The following is a 19,614-nucleotide window of genomic DNA, read 5'->3' as shown; positions in this document are numbered from 1 at the left end:
TAGCTCAAGGAGCATGCGCATCGCACAAAAAAATAGTTCAATCGAGAAAGCATTCGCGATTTTGTCTGTCTTCTCGCAGAACGGGGGGCGATTTGAGCTTGGCGTTGGGGAGATAAGTAAAATTTTGAAAATGCATAAGAGCACTGTCCATAGATTCCTTCGTTCGATGGAGAAAGTTGGGGTCATTGAAAGAAATAATGAAACGGGGAAATACAGGTTAGGTCTTAAACTTTATGAGCTTGGGAATAGCGTCTCATTGAAAAAAATTATGGTTGATAGAGCAAGAAAATATCTTGAGGACTTGCATTGGTATTTAAATGAAACTGTTCATTTTGCGACGCTTAAAAATGGCGAGGTTGTGTATCTTGATAAAATAATCGCCGATAGAAATTTTGTAATTATCTCAGAAGTTGGAAAAAGACTACCAGCACATTGCACGGGGCTTGGTAAGGCAATGCTTGCCTTTTTACCTGAATCAGATGTTAAGAGGATTATAAAGGAAAAGGGATTGAAAAAATTTACGAAAAATACGATCACGAATAAGAAAGATTTATTTGAAGAATTGAAGAAAATAAGAGAGTGCGGATATGCGATTGATAATGAAGAAATTGAAGATGGATTAAGGTGCATTGCTGCGCCAATTTTCAACGGCGATGGGGAGGTAATAGCGGCGGTGAGTATCTCAGGTCCATCAAGTAGAATCAATGAGACAACTTATGAAGAATACTCAAAGCATGTAATTAAAACTGCGAGATTAATTTCAGAAGAGTTAAAAAATGTAAATTGGAGGCTTATCTAATGAGTGTAGTAAATGAATTAACGGATAAAAAAGGTGGAGTAATAAACAAAATTCTAGAGTTAAAAAATTTCATTGGGGGTAAATTTGTTGATTCTGTAAGTGGTAAAAGATTTGAAAGCAAATATCCTGCGACGAATGAAGTTATAGCAACTGTTCCTGAAAGTGGGAAGGAGGATGTCGAGCTTGCAGTTAAATCTGCCGTTGAGGCTTTTAAAGTATGGAGCAAGATGCCAGTTAAAGAGAGAAGCAAGTATTTGATGCGAATTTCTGAGCTTATTATGAACAAACTTGATGAGCTTTCTTATCTTGAGTCGATAGATGTTGGTAAGCCTATAAAGCTTGCCAAGGGGATGGAGGTGCCGCGGGCGTCTTATAACTTTTCCTTTTTTGCTGAATTTGCAAAATATGTTCATACAGAGTTTTATGAAACGGATGATCGGGGTGCAATAAATTATGTTTTGAGGCGTCCAGTTGGCGTTGCTGGTCTTATAACGCCTTGGAATCTTCCGCTTTTGCTCACGACTTGGAAAGTCGCTCCTTGTCTTGCTGCCGGTAATACTTGTATAATAAAACCTTCTGAACTTACGCCGATAACTGCGACAAAGCTTGCTGAAATCGCAGCTGAAGCTGGGCTTCCAGATGGTGTTTTAAATGTTGTTCATGGGTTTGGTCCAAATTCTGCTGGCGAATTTATAGTTTCTCATCCAGATGTTAAGTTAATTTCACTCACGGGGGAAACAACAACAGGGCAGGCAATAATGAGAGCTGCATCCCAGCACTTGAAAAAGTTATCTTTTGAACTTGGCGGGAAAAATCCAAATATAATCTTTGCTGACGCAGACATTGAGCAGGCGCTTGATGTGACAATTCAATCAAGTTTTTCAAATCAGGGTGAGGTTTGTCTTTGTGGTTCAAGGATTTATGTTGAGAGAAAAATTTACGATGAATTCGTGGAGAAACTTGTGGAAAGAGCTAAAAGAGTTAAAGTTGGTGATCCATTAGATCCCGAAACCGATATGGGGGCTTTGATAAGTGAGGAACATTTACATAAAGTTCGCACCTACCTTGAAATTGCGGTCGCTGATGGAGGAAAAATTTTAACAGGGGGCAAAACACCTGAGCACCTTCCTGAAAAATTTAAATCTGGCAATTGGCTTGAGCCTACCGTGATAGTGGGGTTAAATGATAATTGTAGAGTGGTGAAAGAAGAAATTTTTGGACCAGTGGTAACCGTTTCGCCATTTGATGCCGAGGAAGAAGTAATTGAAAGAGCAAACAATACTCATTATGGGTTAAGCGCAACTATATGGACAAGGGATTTAGCCCGAGCACATAGGGTAGCTGCACAAATTGAAGCTGGGGTTATATGGATTAACACATGGTTTTTGAGGGATTTGAGAACGCCTTTCGGTGGAATGAAGATGAGTGGAATTGGAAGAGAGGGCGGAATTTATAGTTTTGAGTTCTACACAGAGTTGAAAAATGTATGCATAAAGTTGTGAATTTGTTCTTTTAGCTTTGTTTCCGTGATAGACGCAAATAAACTTTATCAAAATATGCCCGATTATATTGAAAAATTTGCCGAGGAATTATACTGGGCAGAAGTGAATTTAAAGCCAATTGAACCCTTAACATCAAGGAATGGGAATATTACGATTGAAGATGCGTATAAGATACAGATTAAAAATGTTGATAGGAAGTTGAAAAATGGGTGGAAGATAAAGGGGAAGAAGATAGGCATTACAAGTTATGCGGTTCAAAAAATGTTGAATGTAAATCAGCCCGACTTCGGCTATCTTTTTGACACGATGTATGTTGAAGATGGGGGCGTTGTTAAACTTGACAGTTTAATTCAGCCGAGGGTTGAAGGGGAGATCGCATTTGTTATGGAAAAAGATTTAAAGGGTCCTGGCGTCACAGTGGCGGATGTTTTGAAAGCTACTGCATTTGTTGTCCCGTCGATTGAAATTGTTGACAGTAGAATTAAGGACTGGAAGATAAGGATTCAAGATACGATCGCTGATAATGCTTCTTCGGGTTTATTTGTTTTGGGTGGGAAGAAGACAGTTGTGGATAATCTTGATTTTAGATGTCTTGGTATGATACTTGAGCAAAATGGTGAAGTTGTTGTTTCGGGTGCTGGTGCAGCTTCACTTGGAAATCCTGTAAAAGCTGTTGCATGGCTTGCAAATAAACTTGCAGAGTTTGGAGAATATTTAAGAGCTGGTGAGGTTGTTCTTTCGGGGGCGCTTGCCCAACTTGTGGTTCCAAAGAAAGGTGACTTTTTCAAAGTATCTATTCAAAAACTTGGAAGTGTAAGTGTGAAATTTGAATAGGAGTTAAACAATGTATGTAAAGTTTACAAGATTTCTTGACAGGTTTGTTGAATTTCGTCTTTCACATTATTCCGACTGGCTTGAGTCAGGAAACCTTGTGATGCCATACGAGATATTCGAGGATTTCAGGGTGAAAAATAAAATTGTTCTTGTCGCAGATAGCGAAGAAGATAAAAATAAAATTAACGAATACTTGAAACATCTTGTGAGATTGAAGATAAAATCACCTGAAGAAATCGACATAGACGAATATTTCCCAATAAAATTTTAATTCAAAAATGTCGGCTGAATATAAAAATGGCAAAGTTAAGTGTATAATTGTTGGCAGTGGGAACATAGGGACTGACCTTTTGATAAAAATTTTGCGATATTCGAAGAATCTTGAACCAGTTATGATGGTTGGTATAGATCCAAATTCTGATGGGCTTGCGCGCGCAAAGCGACTTGGAATAGAGACAACTTATGAGGGGATAGATGGTTTTTTAAAGAGGAAAGATTTAGTTGATGCGGTTGATATAATTTTTGAAGCCACAAGTGCTAAAGCCCATATTCAAAATGCGCCGATTTATAAAGAGCTTGGTAAGATTGCAATTGATTTAACTCCGGCTGCCTTGGGTCCTTATGTGGTTCCACCTGTAAACTTAGGTGAACACCTTGACAAGTTAAATGTTAATCTAATAACATGTGGTGGGCAGGCAACAATTCCGATGGTTTATGCGGTTTCACGAGTTGTTAAGGTTCATTATGCCGAAATAGTTTCTTCAGTTGCAAGCAAAAGTGCGGGACCTGGGACAAGGCAGAATATAGATGAATTCACTCAAACGACAGCGAAAGGTCTTGAGGTTATAGGTGGAGCAAGGAAAGGGAAAGCGATAATAATTCTGAACCCAGCTGAACCGCCAATAATTATGAGAAATACGGTTTACACGATAACGGATGAATGCGATAGCGAAGATATTCGTGAATCAATTTATCAAATGGTTGATGAGGTGAAAAAATATGTGCCAGGGTATAATTTAAAATCGGAGCCAATATTTGACCCGCTTGATAAATATCCGATAAGAATACCTGGGTATGGTGAATTCAAACGTGGATATAAAGTTACAATTCTGCTTGAAATTGAAGGGGCTGGGCATTACTTGCCCAAGTATGCAGGGAACCTTGATATAATGACATCGGCAGCTCTTAGAGTTGGAGAACTTTTTGCGGAGAAAATTTTAAGGGAAAAATCAGTTGTCCAATAAAACAATTGGAGATTAAAAATGGAAGGTAAAAAAATTATCATAAATGATGTAACCCTTCGCGATGGGATGCATGCGATGTCCCATCAATATGAAATTGAAGATATGGTGGAGATAGCGAAAGCACTTGATGAGGCTGGGGTTGATATAATCGAAGTTTCTCACGGTGATGGGCTTGCGGGGAATGCGATAAACTACGGTTTTTCGAAGTATCCCGAGACTGAGTATATATCCGCTGTTGCAGGTGTGTTAAAAAATGCAAAACTTGATGTTTTGCTTCTGCCGGGAATTGGAACAATTGAAGATCTTGAAGTTGTGATTGACCTTGGCGTCAAGGTTGTGAGGATAGCGACACATTGCACCGAGGCTGATATAGCAATTCAGCATATTGAATATTCAAAAGGTAAAGGACTTGATGTTGTTGGATTTTTAATGATGGCTCATATGATCTCACCTGATGAGCTTGTGAAACAGGCAAAAATTATGGAGAGCGCGGGGGCTGATTGTGTCTATGTTGTTGATTCCGCTGGAGCGATGTTACCCCAAGATGTAGCTGATAGAATCAAGGCTTTTAAGGATAATTTAAATTGTCAAGTTGGTTTTCATGCGCATAATAACCTTTCGCTTGGTGTTGCGAATTCACTTGCGGCTGTTCAAAGTGGGGCTGATAGAATTGATGCGTCACTTTGCGGGCTCGGTGCAGGCGCTGGGAATGCACCACTTGAAGTTTTAATTGCTGTTTTCAACAAAGCCGGAATTAAAACGAGTTGCGACCTATATAAACTTATGGACGCAGCTGAAGATATTGTCAGACCTATGATGAAAAGGAAAGGAGTTGAAGTTGTGATTGACAGAGATAGTTTATCGCTTGGTTATGCTGGGGTTTACTCGTCATTTTTACTCCATGCGAAAAGAGCTTCACAAAGATTTGGCGTTGACACAAGGGATATTTTGTTTGAACTTGGCAGACGGAGGATGGTTGGAGGACAAGAGGATATGATAATTGACGTTGCTGTTGAACTTGCAAATGGCTTGAAAAATGAACTTGAGGTTAAATAAAGGATTTGAAAAGATGCCCAAGAGAAGAGAAAAAAATAAAAATGGCAAATTAAGGCAAATAGCAAATTATCTGCACCAATGTGAAATTGAGAGGAAAGAAGCAGAACAAATCGTTAAGATACACCCTGAAATAGGTATTGATGAGGCGTACCTTATCCAGAGGGAACTTGTCAAACTTAAATTATCTCGGGGGGACAAAATCATTGGGTATAAGCTTGCTTTCACAACTAGGACCAAGCAAAGATCAATGGGGATTTCAACTGTTGGATTTGGTTATCTTTTTGACTATATGAAAATAGATGATGGGGGTGAACTTAATTTAAATGATGTGATTCATCCGAAGGCGGAGGCTGAAATTGCCTTTATAATTGGTGAAGATTTGTCAGGCGATGTTTCACCTTATGAGGTTATTGAGGCGACGAAGTTTGTTGCTCCAGCGATTGAATTTGTTGATTCAAGATATAAGGATTTTAAGTTTGAATTGGTTGATGTCATCTCTGATAATTTTTCAGCTTCGCGATTTGTAATTGGCTCTGACGTTAAAAAACCGAGCGAGGTTGATTTGAGATTATCGGGTGTAATTTTTGAGAGGAACGGTGTTGTTGAAAAAACCGGGGCTTTGGGGGCTGTGCTTGGAAATCCCGCTATAGCAGTTTCTCAACTTGTAAAATTCCTTTCAAAGCGAGGAGAAAAGGTAAAGGCTGGAAGTATAATTCTTACCGGGAGTATAACTGAGGCTATTGAAGTTAAAGAAGGTGATTTTATCCGTGTGTCAATATGTGGAGTTGGGGAAGTTTCAACTTATATAGTGAAAAAATAAAAAGGTTTTATATGCCAGTAGTGATAATTCACATGCTTTCTGGAAGAAGCTCGGAGATGAAAAGAAAGTTAATCAAAAAGGTTACAGATGCAGTTGTTGATTCATTAAATGTTAAGCCGGAGAGCGTCAGGGTGATAATAAATGAAGTTGATAAGGAAAATTTTGCTGTTGCTGGGTTGCCAATCGAGGAATATAGAGCTAAGAACGGGTTAAGTAAAGTTAAAAGCAAAAATAAATAAAAACGGAGGTGCTATCATGTCTGTACAATATGAGATCAAACAAAAGGTAATCGAACCAAAGCGGTTAGCTTTTGATTATCTCCTAAAGCGTTATGGAAACAGACCGGCTTCGAGGTATGAAGAAGCAACGGTTGATATTCAGCAGAGAGAGAACTTTCATTATCGCCCAACATGGAGAGAGGGGGTAGAGATTTTTGATGTGAATTATTCTGAGTTAAAGTTGACAGATTATTATTCTTTTCTTGACCCAAGGCAGTATTACTATTATACTTACAATGCAACAAGAGCAAAAAATTATGAGGCGGTTGATAAGTATTTTGAGTTTTGCGAGGAGCGCGGGCTTTTTGAGAAGGTGAATGAGGATTGGCTTAAGGTTTTTAACAGATATTTCATACCCTTGAGACATCTTGAATATGCAGGATGGATTTTATTGGTTGGGGTTGCGAGATTTGGCTATGGAACTTCTATAACTCAATGTGCGGAATTTAACGCATGTGATAAGTATGGCAATGCTCAACTTATAACGAGGATTGCATTTGAGCTTCCTGAGCCTGATGGAGATATTTTTGAAAACGCTAAAAAGACATGGCTTGAGGACAAAATCTTTCAACCTTTGCGTGAGTATGTTGAAAAATTGTTAACCATTCAAGATTGGGGTGAGGTTTTGATAGGACAAAATCTTGCAATTGATGTGTTTGTTAATCCCCTCGTTCACATTGAACTTGATAATCTCGCTGTTGAAAATGGAGTTACAACTTTTTCATTCTTTAGCAAGTATTTCTATGATATGTACAAAGATAATATGCGGTGGACGGAAAAGCTTTTTGAGGTTTTACTTTCCGACCCAAATTATGGGGAGAACAACAGGAAATTCATTGAGTCAAAACTAAATTATTACGCTGGACAAATTTCGAAAGCAATTGATGAATTTGCAGATGTATTTAAGATGCCTAAGAAAAAAGGTGATTTCAAAAAAGCAAAGGAGAATGTGTTAAACCATGCGCGTGAGGTTTATGGTAAACTTGGCCTAAACATTAAAATTTAAAAGGGAGGTACGAAAATGGTAGCAGTAGAAACAAAGAGAGAAAGGTTCGTATCGGTTGACCTTCAGAAGACAGAGGAAGGTTATAATGTTCTTCGGGCAATTTTAAAGGATAATCCTGATGCAAAAGTTGATGAATTTCCAGGCTATTACAAGGTCAAGCATTCAAATAAGCTTACTATCAAGCGTGAGACTGTTGAAAGCTTTATGGGGCGTCCTTGGGATACGCAGGAGTTTAACCTTGTTATAATTTCGTATTCTGGAAATTTCGCTGAGTGGGATGATGAAAAAATAGTCATTCAGTGGGACACGCATATGTAAAAAGTTTAAAAACAAAAACCAACGGAGGTGCAAGGCTATGGCTAAAAAGAAATTAACACTGGCTCAAAAGTATCATATCTATACGCGTGGGTTGGACTGGGAGCCAACTTATGTGAGCAAAAAGGATATTTATCCTTATGCTGAATATGAAGGGATTAAAATTAAGGATTGGAATAAGTGGGAGGATCCATTCAGAATGACTGTTGAAGCATATTGGAAATATCAGGCTGAGAAAGACAGGCGTTTTTATGCAATTCTTGATGGCTTCATTCAGAATCAAGGTCATTTGACCCTTTCTGATGCAAGATATTTGAATTCAATTAAGCTTTTTATTCAAGGTGTTACACCGCTTGAGTATATGGCACATCGCGGTTTTGCTTTCGTAGCAAGACATTTGCCAGGACCTGGACCAAGGACGGCAGCATTTTTCCAATCGATGGATGAGTTAAGGCATACGCAAATTGAAGTTCACGCAGGAAGCAACTTTAACAAATATTACGATGGTTTTCATTCGATGACGCTTATGCATGATAGGGTTTGGTATTTAAGCGTTCCGAAATCTTATTTTGATGACGCAGTCACAGCTGGTCCATTTGAGTATGTGACCGCAATTTCGTTTTCGTTTGAGTATGCCCTTACTAATCTACTTTTCGTTCCGTTTATGTCGGGGGCAGCATATAACGGCGATACGCCGACGATGACATTTGGATTTAGCGCGCAATCTGATGAATCAAGACATATGACACTTGGACTTCAAGTTGTGAAGTTCTTGCTTGAACAACATGAGGATAATGTTCCAATAATTCAAAGATGGATTGACAAATGGTGGTGGCGTGGTTATAGGTTGACATCTCTCGTTGGGGCTATGATGGATTATATGCTTCCGAAGAGAGTTATGTCGTGGAAGGAATCATTTGAACTTTACATCGAGGATCAGATTCTTGAAGGATTATTCAGGGATCTTGAAAGGTATGGGATCAGACCACCGTTGCATATGGAGCAATCAATCAAGGAGAAGGAATTCTTATCGCATGATGTTTACTGGATCTTGTTCTCGTTTACATTTGCAGCTGCTTTCCATTCATGGATTCCGAAAGAAGAGGAAATGGAATGGCTTGCGGAGAAATATCCAAGGACATTTAATCAGTATTATCGTTGGAGATATGAAAAGGCAAAACAAGCGAAGACACCACTTCCAGGGGACAGATTCTATTATATCGGTTTGCCACAACTGTGTCAAGTTTGCCAGATACCGATGGGCTTTACAGATCCCGATGATCCAAATAATTTTGTTCAGAGATATGTTGAGTATGAAGGAGAAATTTATCATTTCTGTTCCGATGGTTGCAAGTGGATATTTGAACAAGAACCAGAGAAATATGTTCAAGCATGGCTACCTGTTCATGAGATTTATAAGGGTAATTGCTTTGCTGAGCCACCGAAAGGACCAGATGATGTTGTACCGCAAGTTTTGAAGTGGTATAATATCCAGACAGACAATTTCGATTACTTTGTCTCCGAAGATTACAAGAATTGGAAAGAGTGGCATAAAGACATGGCAACTGTTGTTGTTTAGTTTATAACTTTTCAAACAATTGGGGCGGGTAATTCTAACCCGCCCTTTTAAAAAGAAAAATAAATAAGGAGGTTTAAAATGCCCGTTAAAGCCCTTTACAATTACAAGTTCCCCCCTCGCGATAGAGCGGAAGTTTTTGGAGATGATATCTTGGTGTATGCCTACTGGATTGATAATCCTTTCTTTTGCTCTGCTTCAGCTTGGAGAGTTCCCAAAAATATGAAATGGAAAGACTTCGTAGCGCAAATCTTTGGTCAACTCTACGGACTTGATCCTGATTTTAAGAAGGTGAAATCTTGGAAATGGTATCATTTTGATCAGGAATTTAATCCAAGCGATGAAAAGACATTGGCTGAGCTTGGCTTGCGACATAAGTCAATTGTTAAGTTTAAACCTGCATAGAAACAAAAAATCTTGAAACTTTATGAAATATAAAGTTAGAATAGAGCCGATTGGAGTTGAAGTAAGTTGCGATGGAAATCAAACAATACTTGATGCATGTTTAAGAAATGGAGTTTGGGTCCCGCATGCTTGCACTCACGGGACCTGTGCAACTTGTAAATCAAGGATCATTGAAGGTGAAGTTGATTTTGGTCTTGCTTCGAATTTCGCGCTGATGGATTTTGAAAGAGAGGAAGGTTATGTTCTGCTGTGCACCGCAAAACCGAGAACAAATCTTGTGATTGAAGCTGATGTTGAAGTTGAAGAAGGAATTGAATTCTATCCAGTGAAGGACTTCACTGGTAAGGTTGTTGAAATTTTAGATTGCGCACGGGATACGCGCAAAATTCAAATTGAAATCGAGAATGATAAAATCTTTTATCTTGCGGGTCAATACATTCAACTTTACATTCCAGGAACGGAGCAAAATCGCGCTTATTCAATTGCATCAAGACCGTTGAAGGATGGGAATTCCACGATTGAGCTTCACATAAAGAGGGTACCTGGTGGTCTTGGGTCAGGATATGTTTTTGAGGAATTAAAGGAGGGAGACAAGGTTAGATTTGCGGGCCCGTTTGGCAGGTTTATTTTTAGGAAAAATTTCGATAATCCAATTCTTTTTTTGGCTGGTGGAACTGGACTTGCCCCAATTAAAGCTATGATACTCGATGCTATCTCAAATGGTTTGAAACAAGAAATGTATCTTTTTCATGGTGTGAGATCGACGCGGGATTTGTATGATAAAGATGTTTTTGAGGAGATCGAAAGAGAAAATCCAAACTTTCATTATATCCCTGCTTTGTCAGAGAAATTGCCCGAAGATGAGTGGGATGGCGAACTTGGTTTTGTTCATGAAGTCCTTGAAAGAAAATTTCAGAAATTTTCTGGTTTCAAAGCTTACATTTCAGGACCACCACCCATGGTTGACGCTTGTATAAAAGTATTAATGCGTGGAAGATTGTTTGCTGAAGATATTTACACTGAGAAGTTTTTCACTGAAAAAGATAGAATTGAAGGAGGTTCAAAAGTTGGCATTATATCAAGAATTTGAAATCAAAGATGAAAGCAAGATGATCGATTTGAAAAAGCTTGAGGTTGGCGATTATGAGGTGATAGGAGGGATAAAAACACATTTTCATAGGGCTGGCTCTGGGAAGCCAATTGTATTTCTTCATGGCTCAGGTCCCGGAGTTTCTGCGTGGGCGAATTGGAGATTGACATTGCCATATTTTGCTGAAAACGGTTTTGAGGTTTTTGCTCCGGATATAGTTGGATTTGGGTATACCGAAAGGCCGAAAGATTTTGAATATACTCATAGAAATAGGGTCAAGCATGTCATTGACTTCATCAAGCATTTTGATCTTAAAGAAGTTAACATTGTTGGTAATTCGATGGGGGGAGCCATTGCCCTTGCGGTTGCACTTGAAATTCCGGAGAGAATCAGAAAGCTTGTGATAATGGGAAGCGTTGGTGTTAAGTTCCCTATAACGAATGGGCTTGTAACCGTCTGGGGGTATAAGCCAAGCATCGAGAATATGAGAAAAGTTATTGAGGCTCTTTCAAGTAATCCATCACTTGTCGGCGAAGATTTGATTCGTATGAGATATGAAGCATCAATTCAACCGGGATTTCAAGAGACATATGAAAAAATGTTTTATCCACCTTATCAAAAGCACATCGATGAAATGGATGTTGAAGATAGGTTAGGTGAGATAAAAGTGCCAACCCTTGTAATTCATGGAAAGCTTGATAAAGTTATACCCTACCAAATTAGTGTGAGAATTTTTGAGAAATTGCCAAACGCTGAACTTCATATTTTTGGTGATTGCGGGCATTGGACGCAAATTGAAAAGAGAGATGAATTTAACGAGCTTGTGAAGAGTTTTTTAAGTCGTTAGTCTTTCTTGTTTATAAAACTAATTAAATTAGGTTCCTGATGTTGACTCAAAGCAAATATGTTTTAACATCTGAACTTGCGAGAGAAATAGTAAATAAAGCGGAAGAGGAAGCTAAAAAATATGGAGTTAGTGTATGTATTGCTGTGGTTGATGATGGTGGAAACTTAGTTGAGTTCAGGAGGATGACAGGTGCGCCGATTTTGAGCATTGGCATATCGCAAGACAAAGCATATACTGCGGTTGCCTTTGGCATCCCAACGAGTGAATGGTATAAATTGATAAAAGATGAACCAGCGCTTTTATATGGAATAGTGCACACGCCAAGGTTGATAATTTTCGGTGGTGGATTGCCAATAAAGTTAAATGGGCAAATAATTGGTGGAATAGGCGTAAGTGGTGCCACTGCTCAACAAGATGAGGAAATCGCAAGGGCTGGTGCTTCAATTGTTCAAAAAGTTAAATGAAGTAAAGGTATGAACAACGAAGTTACTTTTAAGATACATCTTATACCTAATGGAATAAGCTTTATATGTAAAGCTGGTGAAACAATCCTTGACGCTGCGTTAAAGGCTGGGATTGAATTACCGCACGGTTGCACAAAAGGTGGCTGTGGAGTTTGTAAAATCAAAGTTAAAGGGAAGGTTGATTTCGGTAGGGTTTCAAAGGTTATGCTTACAGATCAAGAAAAAGAGAGTGGATTTTGTCTCTCTTGTAGAGCTGTTCCACTTGAGGACTTGGAAATAAGCTTAATTGATGGGTCGATGGTAAAAGTTATCCGATATGATGACTTTTATTCATTTCTTTTTAAAACAAGGGCAAATCTTTAAAAATTAAAAACGGAGGTGCGCCATGCCATTCAGAATTTCTCGTTTGGGTTATGTTGAGGTCAAGGTACTTGACCTCGACGATGCGCTTGATTTTTACACAAATGTTCTTGGGCTTCGTTTAGTTGAGAGATTAGGAAATAAGGCATACTTGAAAACATGGGATGATCAGCTTGCTTATAGCGTTATATTGACTGAGTCGGATACGGCTGGGATGGTAAGAGCAGCTTTCAGGACGGTTGATCCTGAAGATGTTGATTATTTTGAGAGAAAGTTAAAGCAATACGAGGTTCCTTACGAGGTTATACCAGAGGATTATAAACGTGGTAAAGCTTTGAGATTTAAAACGCCCTCAGGCCATACTTTTGAAATTTTCAATGAAATTGAAATCCCAGGGAATTATCTCCCTAAGGAAAGCCCAGATCCATGGCCAAGGGACTTGAAATCAGATGCGATAAATCCACCCAAGATTGACCATACATTGATTACAGCGCCTGATCCGACGAAGATGATAAAGTTTTGTGAAGAGGTGCTTGAATTTAGAGCGACGGAATATATTGTGAATAATGAAGGTCAACCAATAGCTGCATGGTTATATCAAGCAAGACAGCAACCACACGATCTTGCCATTGTGCCTGGGCGAGAAGCCGGTATGCATCATTTTGCATTTCATATTTCAAGTGCACAGGATATTTTCCGTGCAGCAGATATAATGGTTATGAACGATGTTAAAATTGATTGGGGTCCAGGGCGTCATGGAATAACGCGCGGTTCTGGTATTTATTTCTTTGATCCATTTGGAAATAGAATTGAAACTTTCGGCGGATACACTGCATATCTCTACGATCCAGGTGCAAAGCCAATTGTTTGGACTGAGGAGACGATGGGTAAAGGCATATTCTATTATGAACGTAAGCTTGTTGAAACATTCTTAACGGTTTACACATAATTTTTAAGGCGGGGCTTCAAAGCCCCGCTTTTTTTTTCCCGCTTTTAAGTCCCTCCATTTTTCCCACCCATAATTTGTTTGTTTCACCTTTTTAGCATAAATTTTTTGAACAAATTTAAAAACAAAATTAGTGCCCTTTTTCAGATGCAAAATAAAAATTTGCCTATAGATAAAGTTAGACGGATTATAGAAAGCTCGCAAAATTTTGTCATCACCACGCATGTTAGCCCGGACGGTGATGGACTTGGCTGTGAAATAGCTCTTTTATATTTTCTTGAAAAACTTGGGAAATCGGCGGTTGTTATAAATGTCAGTGAAACACCGGGTAATTACAAATTCCTTGATCCAGAAAATAGGTTCTTAATTTTTGACGAACAAAATTTTGATCAGATAGAAAAAATCTTGAATACTGATGTCATTTTCATATGTGATATGAATCAGTCCAGCAGGTTGAAAACGATGGAGAAATATGTGCTTCAAAGCAAAGCGATAAAAATTATAATTGATCATCATCTTGAAGCCCAAGATTTTGCCGATTATTATTTGATCGATGTTGATGCACCTGCGAGTGGCGAGATTGTTTATAAGCTTATAAAGTCTTTCGATGGTTTTGAAATAGATAAAAAAATTGCAACTGGAATTTACACTGCAATCATGACTGATACGGGTTCCTTTAGATTTCCCAGGACTGATTCTGAAACACATCGCATAGTTGCGGACCTCCTTGACGCTGGAGCAGATCCGGTTGAGATTTATGATAAGGTCTATGAACAAAGTTCTTTGGGAAGAATTAAACTTCTTGGTAAGTGTCTTTCAGAGCTTGAAACGAGATATGATGGAAGGCTTGGATATATAGTCGTCACCCAAGATATGCTTAAAAATTACGGAGTTGAGGAGTGGGAAACCGACGGTTTTGTGCAATCAATTTTGAAAATTGCCGGTGTGAGGGTGGCTATTTTTATTCTTGAGTTAAAAGATGGAATTAAATTAAGCTTCAGATCGAAAGGTGAGATACCGATAAATGAACTTGCTAAAGAATTTGGCGGAAATGGGCATAAAAATGCAGCCGGGGCACGCTTGTATAACATCACCCTGGATGAAGTTATAAACCAAGTCATTCAAAAAGCAGAAAAATACGCATATTTTGAAAAACAAATTGAGGTTGCAAAATGAAGTTGAAGTATTCAAAAGGAACGATAACCACTGTTAAGGCAGATTCAATAATTTCATTTACTTTCTCTGACGAAAATTTACTTAAGGAAACGACAAATAGACTTGATAAATTTCTTAACGGTCAGCTTAACGCTTTAATATCAGCGGGAGATTTTAAAGGGAAGGAAAAAGAACTTGCCGTGCTTTATCCAACGAATTCAACGATGAAAGCAAAGAGAATAATACTTGTAGGTCTTGGTGAAAGAGATAAAATAACACTCGAAAAATTACGGCGCTCTTGTGCAGTTGCTTCTAAAAAAGCTCAAAGCCTGAAGTCTGAGACAATTGCAATTGAATTTCCTGATTATTCGCTATTTAAAGATAAAATTAATGAGACGCTTGACTATTTCGCACAATCAATAGCTGAAGCTTCGGTTCTTGCGCTATACAAATTTGACAAGTATTTAACCGATGAGGAAAAGAAGAACAAGAAGGTTAAAGAGGTAAACATCTTTTCTGAAAAGGAATCAAACGAGATAAAGGAAGGGATTAGAGTTGCTGATATAGTTTGCAGTGCTGTTTATTTTGCCAGAGACCTTGCAAATGCTCCTGCGAATGAAATTTATCCTGAGACGCTTGCAAAGGCAGCAGTTAACTCTGGTAAAAAATATGGTTATAAAGTTAAAGTTCTTGATAAACCTGAAATTGAAAAGCTTGGCATGGGTGGATTGTTGGCTGTGAACTCCGGAAGTTCAAAACCGCCCAAATTCATCATTATGGAGTATAATGGAAATCCAAGAAGCAACGAAAGATATGTAATTGTTGGAAAAGGTATAACATTTGACAGCGGTGGTATTTCGCTTAAGCCAGCACAAGGGATGGATGAGATGAAAATGGATATGTCTGGGGCAGCTGCTGTGATTGCAACTATGGAAGCCGTTGCAAGGTTAAAATTGCCCGTTAATCTTGTCGGGCTTGTCCCAGCGACTGAAAATATGCCCAGCGGTTCTGCATATAAACCCGGTGATATTTTAAAAACATACATCGGCAAAACTATTGAAGTTGACAATACAGATGCGGAGGGCAGGATTATACTTGCGGATGCCCTTGGGTATGCTCAAAGATATAAACCAACCGCGATAATTGACCTTGCGACCTTAACAGGTGCGTGTGTTGTAGCGCTTGGATATTTCGCAACCGGTATGTTTGGAAACGATGAAAAACTAATGGAAGAAATTAAGAAGGCGGGAGAAAAAACTTATGAACGCGTGTGGCCACTTCCGACTTGGGACGAATATGATCAACTTATAAAAAGTGATGTTGCAGATGTTAAAAATACGGGTGGAAGATGGGCTGGAGCGATAACCGCTGCAAAGTTCTTACAAAAGTTCGTGGGTAATTATCCATGGGTTCACCTTGATATCGCTGGAACCGCGATGCTTGATAAAGAATATGATTATCAGCCGAAAGGTGGTTCTGGAGTTGGAGTGAGGTTGCTCGTTGAATTTTTCAGGAACAAATCCAAGAAGAAATAGGTTTTCTTTTATAGAATTTACCTTAGAGTAAGGTCAAAATTAAAAATGTTTTTCTAATGAAGTCGGATTGTAATTGTAGACATAACAAAGAGATATATTTGCTTAACATAGATGCGCGTTTCAATTTTATCAAAAATAGGGAACACCCCGCTTATAAAGATAGAGAAAATAACCTCACATTTAAAGGAAGTTTCAATTTACGCAAAGGCGGAGTGGTTCAACCCCGGGGGTTCGGTTAAAGACCGGCCCGCTTTTTACATGATAATGGACGGGATAAAACGTGGGCTTTTAACCAAGGATAAAATCATAATTGACGCAACGAGTGGAAATACCGGAATTGCTTATGCAATGATAGGAGCTATCCTTGGTTATAAAGTTAAACTTGCCCTGCCAAGTAATGCAAGCATTGAAAGGAAGAGAATCCTTAAAGCGTACGGAGCTGAGCTTATCCTCACAGATCCTCTTGAGGGGACAGATGGAGCACAAAAAGTTGTGAAGCAGATCGTTGAAAGTGATCCAGATAAGTATTTTTATCCAGATCAATATAACAACGAAGCAAATTGGCGTGCACATTATGAGACAACAGCGGTTGAAATTATAAATCAAACAAAAGGTAAGATTACCCACTTTGTCGCTGGGCTTGGAACCACTGGGACATTCGTTGGAACGGCGAAGAGGCTGAAGGAGTTTAATCCTGAGATAAAAACCATAGCGGTTCAGCCCGATCTCCCTCTTCACGGGATTGAAGGTTTAAAACATCTGCCCACAGCGATCGTTCCGGGAATTTTTAAGCCAGAGCTTGTAGATGAAACCATTGAAATTTCGACTGAGGAAGCATATGAGATGGTCAAATTGCTTGCAAGGGAAGAAGGTCTTCTCGTGGGAGTTTCATCAGGAGCAGCTATGGCAGCGTGTTTAAAATTGGCGCAGAGGATTGAGAAAGGCTTAATCGTAACGGTTTTCCCAGATTCAGGGGTAAAATATATAAGTGAAAAGTTTTGGGATGCAGATGCATATTTAGAAAATATCGCAAGTAAAATAAAATTATAAAATGCGAGTGATAGAAATACCAAATGAAATTTTCGAGGAGATAAAGTTGCACGCAGAGAAAACGTATCCAGAGGAATGTTGCGGTATTTTGATCGGGAAGCTTGATGGCTTGCAGAAATTTGTCTTTGAAATTTTAAAAGTTGAAAATTCAAAAGAGAACGAAAGAGAGAGAAGATATTTGATCAAGCCGCAGGATTATATCAATGCCGAAAAATATGCAAGGACGAAAGGTTATGACATTATCGGATTTTATCACTCTCATCCCGACCATCCGGCGATGCCATCTGATTACGATAGGGAACATGCTTTTCCATTTTTATCCTATGTAATTGTCTCTGTTGAAAAAGGAAAAACAGGCGAAGTTAAAAGTTGGCTTTTGAAGGAAGATAGAAGCGGGTTTGATTTTGAGAAAATCGAAATTAAAAATAAAATTTAATTACGGAAATGCCTGTTAAAATTACGATCCCAACGCCGTTAAGACCATATACTGAAAATAGAGATACAATTGAAGTTGAAGGACAAACTATAAGAGAATTGCTTAAAGATATGACAGAAAGATATCCGCAGTTGAAGCGACATCTTTTTTCCGAGGATGGCAGATTGAGAAGTTTTATCAACATTTATGTTAACGATGAGGATATAAGATATCTTGATGGTGAAAATACAAAAGTAAGCGAAGGTGATGTTGTAAGTATAATTCCAGCGATTGCTGGTGGAAATTGAAAACAAAGAATTTTATCAAATCATGGTGGAGGAAATTTTAAATTTCGGATTAAATCTTGATGTTGAAAATGTTGAACTGACACGTGAGGAATTTTTAAGGTATGGTCGTCATTTGATTATACCTGAAGTTGGACTTAAGGGACAAAAGAAGCTGAAATCAGCAAGTGTTCTTATAGTTGGTGCGGGAGGGCTTGGTTCTCCGCTTGCGTTTTATCTTACAGCAGCTGGGGTCGGTAGAATTGGGATAGTTGATTTTGATGTCGTTGATTTTTCAAATCTTCAAAGGCAGATAATTCACACCACAAAAGATGTGGGTAGATCTAAACTTGAATCGGCAAGAGAAAAACTTTCCGCTTTAAATCCAAATGTTAAGATCGAAACTTATGAGACACGTCTCACGAGCGAGAACGCACTTGAGATAATTAAGGATTATGACATCGTCGTTGATGGGACAGACAATTTCCCAACGCGTTATCTTGTTAACGATGCTTGCGTCCTTTTGAAGAAACCGAATGTTTATGGAAGCATATTCAGGTTTGAAGGGCAAGTATCTGTTTTTTATGCCGAGAAAGGACCTTGCTATCGTTGCCTTTATCAGGAGCCACCTCCACCAGGGCTCGTCCCAAGCTGTGCTGAAGGTGGAGTTCTTGGAGTTTTACCAGGGATCATAGGAACGCTCCAGGCGCTTGAGGTGATAAAGTTAATTCTCGGGGTTGGAAGGCCATTGATTGGGAGATTACTTTTGTTTGACGCTCTTAAAATGAGTTTTAGAGAGTTAAAGTTGAGAAAAAATCCGAATTGCCCAGTTTGCGGTGAAAATCCAACGATTAAGGAGTTAATTGATTATGAAGCATTCTGCGGAATTACACCCGAACAAATTCTCCATGAGTCGGGCTTCGAGATAACGGCTGAGGAATTGAAAGCAAAACTTGAAAATGGCGAAAACATAATTTTGATCGATGTTCGCGAGCCACACGAGTATGAAATTAACAGAATTCACGGAAGCAAATTAATTCCACTTTCTAAACTTCCGGAGATGGTTAATGAACTGGATCAGACGAGTGAGATTGTGCTTTATTGCAAGATGGGAGGGCGAAGTGCAAGGGCTGTGCAATTTTTAAGGGAGTTAGGTTTTACAAGGGTCAAAAATCTTGCTGGCGGAATTGACGCTTGGATTGAAAAAGTTGACCCCAATATGCCGAAGTATTAATTTGTCCCACCGGCAGTTTTAATTTGAAAAATTTTGCAACTTTTGGTAACTTTTTAAAAAAGGAAAAAGTACATGAAAAGGATTGGGCTGTTAATTTTGTTCTTTTTATTTCCTTTTATCTCGAACTCGCAAAACAAACTTGGTCTTGGTGTTTACCTTGGCGTTCCAACTGGGATAACAGGGAAATATCTTTTATCAAAGACAAATTCCGCAGATCTTTTATTTGCATGGCGATTCAATGATGCTTTCTTTGCACAGGGGCATTATAATTTCAACATCTCTGAGATTGATAGATATAAAGACGGCGTGTTTAATTTTTATGCGGGTCCGGGGCTATTTTTTAAGGCTTTCTTGCGATAAGCCCAATGTTAGCTGAATTCCCTTTGTCCCCAGATCTTG

The 19,614-nt window shown here is 38.8% G+C and carries 24 protein-coding genes; all 24 read left to right on the top strand.

The annotated features are described in order from the left end of the window. Positions 1-13 precede the first annotated feature (13 nt). A complete protein-coding gene (locus tag AWW78_RS04435; RefSeq protein WP_047134336.1) occupies positions 14-799 on the top strand; it encodes an IclR family transcriptional regulator in 786 nt (261 codons plus the stop codon). Continuing rightward, the gene (hpaE, locus tag AWW78_RS04430; protein ID WP_047134335.1) at positions 799-2,301 is read left to right on the top strand and encodes a 5-carboxymethyl-2-hydroxymuconate semialdehyde dehydrogenase; all 1,503 of its coding nucleotides are present in this window, start codon (positions 799-801) and stop codon (positions 2,299-2,301) included. Before AWW78_RS04435 ends, hpaE begins: the two co-directional genes overlap by 1 nt. A gap of 54 nt (positions 2,302-2,355) precedes the next feature. Further along, the gene (locus AWW78_RS04425) at positions 2,356-3,135 is read left to right on the top strand and encodes a 2-keto-4-pentenoate hydratase (protein WP_047134334.1); all 780 of its coding nucleotides are present in this window, start codon (positions 2,356-2,358) and stop codon (positions 3,133-3,135) included. A gap of 10 nt (positions 3,136-3,145) precedes the next feature. Further along, positions 3,146-3,406: a hypothetical protein gene (locus AWW78_RS04420; RefSeq protein ID WP_047134333.1), complete on the top strand. Its 261-nt coding sequence runs from the start codon at positions 3,146-3,148 to the stop codon at positions 3,404-3,406. 7 nt (positions 3,407-3,413) lie between these two features. Next, a complete protein-coding gene (locus AWW78_RS04415) occupies positions 3,414-4,379 on the top strand; it encodes an acetaldehyde dehydrogenase (acetylating) (protein WP_047134332.1) in 966 nt (321 codons plus the stop codon). 18 nt (positions 4,380-4,397) lie between these two features. After that, the gene (dmpG, locus tag AWW78_RS04410; RefSeq protein ID WP_047134331.1) at positions 4,398-5,435 is read left to right on the top strand and encodes a 4-hydroxy-2-oxovalerate aldolase; all 1,038 of its coding nucleotides are present in this window, start codon (positions 4,398-4,400) and stop codon (positions 5,433-5,435) included. Between the two features lie 13 nt (positions 5,436-5,448). After that, positions 5,449-6,255, top strand: a complete 807-nt coding sequence (locus tag AWW78_RS04405; RefSeq protein WP_047134341.1) for a 2-keto-4-pentenoate hydratase — start codon at positions 5,449-5,451, stop codon at positions 6,253-6,255. 11 nt (positions 6,256-6,266) lie between these two features. Then, positions 6,267-6,494 carry a 2-hydroxymuconate tautomerase gene (locus AWW78_RS04400; protein ID WP_047134330.1) on the top strand — a complete coding sequence of 76 codons (228 nt, stop codon included), beginning with the start codon at positions 6,267-6,269 and terminating at the stop codon, positions 6,492-6,494. A 16-nt stretch (positions 6,495-6,510) separates the two neighbouring features. Continuing rightward, positions 6,511-7,539 (top strand): ferritin family protein, encoded by a 1,029-nt coding sequence (locus tag AWW78_RS04395; RefSeq protein WP_075426095.1) that lies wholly within the window; start codon positions 6,511-6,513, stop codon positions 7,537-7,539. A gap of 15 nt (positions 7,540-7,554) precedes the next feature. Continuing rightward, the gene (locus AWW78_RS04390; protein WP_047134329.1) at positions 7,555-7,857 is read left to right on the top strand and encodes an MmoB/DmpM family protein; all 303 of its coding nucleotides are present in this window, start codon (positions 7,555-7,557) and stop codon (positions 7,855-7,857) included. A gap of 37 nt (positions 7,858-7,894) precedes the next feature. Then, positions 7,895-9,433 carry a YHS domain-containing protein gene (locus tag AWW78_RS04385; protein ID WP_047134328.1) on the top strand — a complete coding sequence of 513 codons (1,539 nt, stop codon included), beginning with the start codon at positions 7,895-7,897 and terminating at the stop codon, positions 9,431-9,433. Between the two features lie 78 nt (positions 9,434-9,511). Then, positions 9,512-9,835, top strand: a complete 324-nt coding sequence (locus tag AWW78_RS04380) for a phenol hydroxylase subunit P4 (RefSeq protein WP_047134327.1) — start codon at positions 9,512-9,514, stop codon at positions 9,833-9,835. A 22-nt stretch (positions 9,836-9,857) separates the two neighbouring features. After that, a complete protein-coding gene (locus tag AWW78_RS04375) occupies positions 9,858-10,925 on the top strand; it encodes an NADH:ubiquinone reductase (Na(+)-transporting) subunit F (protein WP_047134326.1) in 1,068 nt (355 codons plus the stop codon). Continuing rightward, entirely contained in the window at positions 10,903-11,772 is an 870-nt protein-coding gene (locus AWW78_RS04370) for an alpha/beta fold hydrolase (protein WP_234697323.1), read from the top strand. Before AWW78_RS04375 ends, AWW78_RS04370 begins: the two co-directional genes overlap by 23 nt. Before the next feature lie 38 nt (positions 11,773-11,810). Beyond that, positions 11,811-12,236 (top strand): GlcG/HbpS family heme-binding protein, encoded by a 426-nt coding sequence (locus AWW78_RS04365; protein WP_047134325.1) that lies wholly within the window; start codon positions 11,811-11,813, stop codon positions 12,234-12,236. A 9-nt stretch (positions 12,237-12,245) separates the two neighbouring features. After that, positions 12,246-12,599 (top strand): 2Fe-2S iron-sulfur cluster-binding protein, encoded by a 354-nt coding sequence (locus AWW78_RS04360; protein ID WP_047134324.1) that lies wholly within the window; start codon positions 12,246-12,248, stop codon positions 12,597-12,599. Positions 12,600-12,621: 22 nt separating this feature from the next. Continuing rightward, positions 12,622-13,545, top strand: a complete 924-nt coding sequence (locus tag AWW78_RS04355; RefSeq protein ID WP_047134323.1) for a catechol 2,3-dioxygenase — start codon at positions 12,622-12,624, stop codon at positions 13,543-13,545. 144 nt (positions 13,546-13,689) lie between these two features. Then, positions 13,690-14,718 carry a DHH family phosphoesterase gene (locus AWW78_RS04350; protein WP_047134322.1) on the top strand — a complete coding sequence of 343 codons (1,029 nt, stop codon included), beginning with the start codon at positions 13,690-13,692 and terminating at the stop codon, positions 14,716-14,718. Then, positions 14,715-16,232: a leucyl aminopeptidase gene (locus AWW78_RS04345; RefSeq protein ID WP_047134321.1), complete on the top strand. Its 1,518-nt coding sequence runs from the start codon at positions 14,715-14,717 to the stop codon at positions 16,230-16,232. The genes AWW78_RS04350 and AWW78_RS04345 overlap by 4 nt, the downstream gene beginning before the upstream one ends. 111 nt (positions 16,233-16,343) lie before the next feature. Next, positions 16,344-17,282: a PLP-dependent cysteine synthase family protein gene (locus tag AWW78_RS04340; RefSeq protein WP_047134320.1), complete on the top strand. Its 939-nt coding sequence runs from the start codon at positions 16,344-16,346 to the stop codon at positions 17,280-17,282. 1 nt (position 17,283) lies between these two features. Continuing rightward, the gene (locus AWW78_RS04335; protein ID WP_176693891.1) at positions 17,284-17,718 is read left to right on the top strand and encodes a M67 family metallopeptidase; all 435 of its coding nucleotides are present in this window, start codon (positions 17,284-17,286) and stop codon (positions 17,716-17,718) included. Positions 17,719-17,726: 8 nt separating this feature from the next. Continuing rightward, positions 17,727-18,005: a ubiquitin-like small modifier protein 1 gene (locus AWW78_RS04330; protein WP_047134319.1), complete on the top strand. Its 279-nt coding sequence runs from the start codon at positions 17,727-17,729 to the stop codon at positions 18,003-18,005. Between the two features lie 22 nt (positions 18,006-18,027). Next, positions 18,028-19,215 carry a molybdopterin-synthase adenylyltransferase MoeB gene (gene moeB / locus AWW78_RS04325; RefSeq protein ID WP_047134318.1) on the top strand — a complete coding sequence of 396 codons (1,188 nt, stop codon included), beginning with the start codon at positions 18,028-18,030 and terminating at the stop codon, positions 19,213-19,215. 72 nt (positions 19,216-19,287) lie between these two features. Then, positions 19,288-19,575: a hypothetical protein gene (locus AWW78_RS04320; RefSeq protein WP_047134317.1), complete on the top strand. Its 288-nt coding sequence runs from the start codon at positions 19,288-19,290 to the stop codon at positions 19,573-19,575. Positions 19,576-19,614: the final 39 nt, after the last annotated feature.

The sequence above is a fragment of the Candidatus Kryptonium thompsonii genome (genome assembly GCF_001535985.1).
Classification (GTDB): domain Bacteria; phylum Bacteroidota; class Ignavibacteria; order Kryptoniales; family Kryptoniaceae; genus Kryptonium; species Kryptonium thompsonii.
This window is presented reverse-complemented; position numbering and strand designations above follow the sequence as displayed.